The 4,966-nt window shown below is 68.8% G+C and carries 5 protein-coding genes; all 5 read right to left on the reverse strand.

All coding sequences use genetic code 11. The annotated features are described in order from the left end of the window. On the reverse strand, positions 1-1,148 hold a 1,148-nt coding region (locus ACSFA7_RS33480), incomplete at its 3' end, for an alanine racemase (RefSeq protein ID WP_435503346.1). Next, positions 1,145-2,140 carry an ABC transporter ATP-binding protein gene (locus ACSFA7_RS33485; protein ID WP_435503347.1) on the reverse strand — a complete coding sequence of 332 codons (996 nt, stop codon included), beginning with the start codon at positions 2,138-2,140 and terminating at the stop codon, positions 1,145-1,147. The genes ACSFA7_RS33485 and ACSFA7_RS33480, both read right to left, overlap by 4 nt. Further along, the gene (locus ACSFA7_RS33490) at positions 2,137-3,186 is read right to left on the reverse strand and encodes an ABC transporter ATP-binding protein (RefSeq protein WP_435503348.1); all 1,050 of its coding nucleotides are present in this window, start codon (positions 3,184-3,186) and stop codon (positions 2,137-2,139) included. The genes ACSFA7_RS33485 and ACSFA7_RS33490 overlap by 4 nt, the downstream gene beginning before the upstream one ends. Next, complete coding sequence (locus ACSFA7_RS33495; protein ID WP_435503349.1) at positions 3,186-4,025, reverse strand: ABC transporter permease; 840 nt, start codon at positions 4,023-4,025, stop codon at positions 3,186-3,188. Before ACSFA7_RS33495 ends, ACSFA7_RS33490 begins: the two co-directional genes overlap by 1 nt. Positions 4,026-4,028: 3 nt before the next feature. After that, positions 4,029-4,966: ABC transporter permease (locus ACSFA7_RS33500; protein WP_435503350.1), on the reverse strand; the 938-nt coding region annotated here is incomplete at its 5' end.

Consider the following 4,966-nt stretch of genomic DNA (forward strand, 5'->3'; position numbering starts at 1 on the left):
TGCTGGTCGTTGAGCGCGGTGATCTTCCAGCCGGCGGGCACGGCCTGCGCTTCGAGCGCGCCGCGTGCGGCGCGTCCGATGGGCACGGGCATCGAGAGGTCGAATGAGATGTCGCGCTTGCCCACGGCGAGGATCGCAAGGCCAGGCTCGGGGCGCGATTGCACCGTGGCCCAGACCTCCATCGCGGGACGCAGGCCTTCTCCGCATTCACAGCCGAGGCGCTCATCGACCGCGCTGACCATGCGCTTGTAGAAGCCATGGTCGTGCGTGACGTAGCAGCCCGAGCGCAACAGGCCCCGCACCGGAGAACCCAGCGCGGGCTTGAGGCGTCCGGCCACGAGGTCGAAGATGGCCGAGCCGCCGGCCGAGACCAGCACCTCGTCGGTCTCGAAGAGTTTCTGCGTGTCGCAGTGACGCGCGATGGCTTCGACGCGGTCCATCAGCGTGTTGGCGTACGCGGTGTCGGGCTCGCTGACGCCGGTGGCGCCCTGCCCTTCGTAGGTCTCGATGCCGACGAGCTTGACCGCATCGCTCGCGCGCAGGCGCGTGGCGAGCGTCACCGCTTCTTCGTGGGTGCGGCAACCGGTACGCGCGCCCTCGACGCCGATTTCGAGCATCACTTCGAACGGCACGCTCGCGGGGTGGCGCCTCGCCCAGTCCTCGATCAGGCCGAGCTGCGCGATCGAATCGACCAGGAACACGATGCGCAAACCCGGCGTCGCACTCAACAGCAACTGGATGCCCGCCAGGTCTTCGTCGCTCACCACCTGGTTGGCAATGAGCGTGCGGCGCGCCCCGGCCGCCACGCCCACGGCCAGCTGCGTGACGGTCGCAAAGGTCAGCCCCCACGCACCCGCATCCAGCTGGCGCTGGAAGAGCTGCGGCGACATCGTGGTCTTGCCGTGCGGCGCCAGGTCGATGCCCCACTCGCGCACGCGCGACTGCATCCAGGCAAGGTTGTGCTCCAGCGCCTCGCGCTTGAGCATCGCCAGCGGCAGCGGCAGATCGCCGGCCAGCACGTTCCAGCCGGCGGCGCCCACTTCGCTGCGCAAGCGCGGCGGCTGGGTGCGCGGGTAGCCCTTGAAGCTGCTGCCCAGCAGCGGATCGTTGAAGTCTTTGGTGGCGGCGGTGTCTGTCATGGTCGTCATACGGCAATGTTGGAAAGCAGCTCCTTGCGGATGCAGGCGCTGTAGTGTCCGGGAGATATCTCATCAAGCGATGGCACCGTCTGCGCACAGGCCTCGATGGCATGCGGGCAGCGCGTGCGGAACACGCAGCCCGAGGGCGGCGAGATGGGGCTGGGAATGTCGCCCTTGAGCGCAATGCGTTCCGTGGCGAGCGTCGGATCGGGCTTCGGGCTCGCGGCCAGCAGCGCCTGGGTGTAGGGGTGCGAGGGCCGTGCGAACAGCTCGTCGGTCTCGGCCACCTCCATCACCTTGCCCAGGTACAGCACCACCACCCGGTCGCACAGGTACTCGACCACGTCCAGGTCGTGCGAGATGAAGAGCATGGTCAGGCCCAGGCGCTCGCGCAGGTCGGCCAGCAGGTTGATGACCTGCGACTGGATCGACACGTCCAGCGCCGACAGCGGCTCGTCCGCCACGATGAACTCCGGCTCCACCGCGAGCGCGCGCGCCACCCCGATGCGCTGGCGCTGCCCGCCCGAGAACTCGTGCGGGAAGCGGCTCGCATGCTCGGCGCGCAGGCCCACGGTCTCCAGCAGCTCGGCAATGCGCTTGTCGCGCGCCGCCGCCCCCTTGTGCAGCCCGTGCGTGGACAGCGCCTCGCCCAGGATCGCGCTGATGCGCATCTTCGGGTTCAGGCTCGCGTACGGGTCCTGGAAGATGATCTGCAGCTTGCTGCGGAGCTTGCGCATCCGCTCGCCCGAGAGTGCGCCGATGTCGTCGCCGCGGTAGAGCACCTGGCCCTCGGTGCGCTCGACCAGCCGCAGCACGGTGCGCCCGATGGTGCTCTTGCCCGAGCCCGATTCGCCCACCAGGCCCAGCGTCTCGCCGGGGTGAATGGCGAACGACACGTCGTCGACCGCGCGCACCGGGCGGTCGCTGCTGCCGAAGTACTTCTTCAGGCCGCGGACTTCGATCAAGGGAGAAGAAGAGGAAGACACAGAAACAGCGGTCATGCGACCCTCGCGAGGTGAGCATCGGGCTGCACGCGAATGCAGCGGGCCTGGCGGCCCTGCCGGATGTCGATGAGCGGCGGAATCACGGCGCTGCATTCGCCCAGCGCGAGGTCGCAACGCGGCTCGAACGCACAGCCGGGCGGCGGCGCCAGCGGGCTGGACACCTGCCCGCGGATCGCAAAGAGGCGCTTGGGCTTGGGTTGCCCCGGCAGGCGCGCCTTGCCCGGCAGGCAGGCCAGCAGGCCCTGCGTGTACGGATGCTCGGGCTGCGCGAACAGCGGCCGCACCGGCGCGCTCTCGACCACGCGGCCCGCATACAGCACCACCACGTCGTCCGCATGGTGCGCGACCACGCCCAGGTTGTGGGTGATGAAGAGGATGCTCATGCCCGTCTCGGCCTGCAGCCGCCGCATGAGTTCGAGGATCTGCGCCTGGATGGTCACGTCCAGCGCGGTGGTCGGCTCGTCGGCGATCAGCAGCGTCGGATCGCAGGCCATCGCGAGCGCGATCATCACGCGCTGGCGCATGCCGCCTGAGAGCTGGTGCGGGTACTCGTGGATGCGCTGCGCCGCCGCCGGAATCTCCACCAGCTCCAGCATGCGCAGCGCATGGGCGAGCGCGGCCTTGCGGTCCAGCCCCTTGTGCAGGCGCACGCTCTCGGCGATCTGCTCGCCGATGGTGAAGACCGGGTTCAGGCTGGTCATCGGCTCCTGGAAGATCATCGACAGCTGGTTGCCGCGGAGAGACCGCATCTCACGCTCGCCGATCTGCAGCAGGTCCAGCGTCTTGCCTTCGCGGGTCACGAAGGAGGCCGAGCCGCTGACCTGTGCGTTCGCGGTCTTGGGCAGAAGGCGCATCAGCGTGAGGCTGGTGACCGACTTGCCCGAACCCGACTCGCCGACCAGCGCGGTGGTCTTGCCCGGCTGGATGGAGAAGCTCACATCGGCCACCGAGCGGATCAGGCCGTCCTCGGTAGGGAAGCTGGTGCTCAGGTTGCTGACCGTGAGGCGCGCACTGTTGGAGGGGGTGTTCGTGGCGTTCGTCATCACGAGGTCTTCTTCAGCTTGGGGTCCAGCAGGTCGCGCACGCCGTCACCGAGCAGCTGCAGCGACAGCGCCGTGAAGGTGATCGCCAGGCCCGGGAACAGCACCACCCAGAAGGCCTGGTGCGCGTACTGCTGGCTGCCCGCGACCATGGTGCCCCAGGTCGGGATCTCGGGCGGCACGCCGACACCGAGGAACGACAGGCCCGCCTCGGCCAGGATGGCGTAGGCGAAGATGAACGACACCTGCACCAGGATCGGCGACATCAGGTTCGGCAGGATGTGGCGCCAGAGGATGCGCGAGGTGCGCACACCCAGCGCACGCACCGCTTCGACGAACAGCAGCTCGCGCACCACCAGCGTGGAGGCCCGCACCACCCGCGCCACGCGCGGCGTGTACACCAGCACCAGCGCGAGCACGGTGTTCATGAGCGAGGGCCCGAGGATCGCCACCAGCGCGATGGCCAGCAGGATGTCGGGAAAGGACATCATCGCGTCGACCACGCGCATGAGCGGGGTGTCCAGGCGCCGGAAGAAGCCGGCCATCAGGCCCAGCACCGTGCCGGCGATGACCGAGCCCAGGGCGGTGAGCGCCGCGATGGCCAGCGAGTAGCGCGCGCCGTGCACGATGCGCGAGTACATGTCGCGGCCCAGTTCGTCGGTGCCCAGCAGGTGTTCGGCGCTCGGCGCCTTCAGGCGGTCGAGCACGGCCGTGTCGTTGGGGTCGATGGAGGCGAACAGCGGCGCGCCGATGGCCATGATCGCAATCACCAGCAGCACCAGCGCGGAGACCATCACGATGCGGCGGTGCATCAGTTGGCGGAGCATTCGGGGCATCTGCACGGCTCAGACCTTCACGCGAGGATCGACCACGGCATACAGCAGGTCGATCGAGAAATTGATGAGCACGTAGATCGCGGCAATCACGAGCAGCGCCCCCTGGATCACCGGATAGTCGCGCCGCAGCACCGCACTCACCACGAGGTTGCCCACGCCCGGCAGGCCGAACACCGTCTCGGTGATGACGGCGCCGCCGATCATCAGCGCGACCGTCAGGCCAATGACCGTGACGATGGGCACCAGCGCATTGCGCAGCGCGTGCTTCAGGACCACCTTGCGCTCGGAGAGGCCCTTGGAGCGTGCGGTGCGAACGTAATCTTCGCCGAGCACGTCGAGCATCGAGGCGCGGGTGAAGCGGATGATGAGCGCGGAGTTCAGGAGGCCCAGCACCGCAGCCGGCAGCACCAGCGCATGCAGCCGCTCCATGAACGGCGCATCGGGGGCGCCGTAGCCCGAGACCGGGAACCAGCCGAACGACACCGCGAAGATCTGGATCAGCACGATGCCCAGCCAGAAGCTCGGAATGCTGGCACCGAGCATCGCGATGCCGGTGAAGAGTTGGTCGACCACGCGGCCGCGGAACACGGCCGAGACGATGCCGCAGGGCACGCCGATCAGCGCCGCGATGGCCACGGCCATGAGCGCGAGCAGCGTGGTGGGCTCGGCGCGCTCCCACAGCGCCTGCGTCACCGGGCGCTGCAGGAAGATCGAGGTGCCCAGGTTGCCTTGCAGCACTTCGCGCAGCCAGTAGCCGAACTGCACGGGCAGGGGCTTGTCGAGGCCGTAGTCCTTCTGCACGCGGGCGATGTCGGCGGCGGTGGCCTGGTCGCCCAGCAGCACCGAGACCGGGTCGCCCGATGCGGCGCGTGTGAGCACGAAGACCAGCACCGCCACGATGGCGAGCACCACGAGCATGCCGCCCGCGCGCGAGGCGATGTAGCGAA

The organism is Variovorax trehalosi, assembly GCF_051216415.1.
Classification (GTDB): domain Bacteria; phylum Pseudomonadota; class Gammaproteobacteria; order Burkholderiales; family Burkholderiaceae_C; genus Variovorax.

What these genes read in the sequence shown, in the direction of transcription:
- ACSFA7_RS33485 (WP_435503347.1), bottom strand. Translation starts at nt 2,140, where the DNA reads ATGACCGCTGTTTCTGTGTCTTCCTCTTCTTCTCCCTTGATCGAAGTC.
- ACSFA7_RS33490 (WP_435503348.1), bottom strand. Translation starts at nt 3,186, where the DNA reads ATGACGAACGCCACGAACACCCCCTCCAACAGTGCGCGCCTCACGGTC.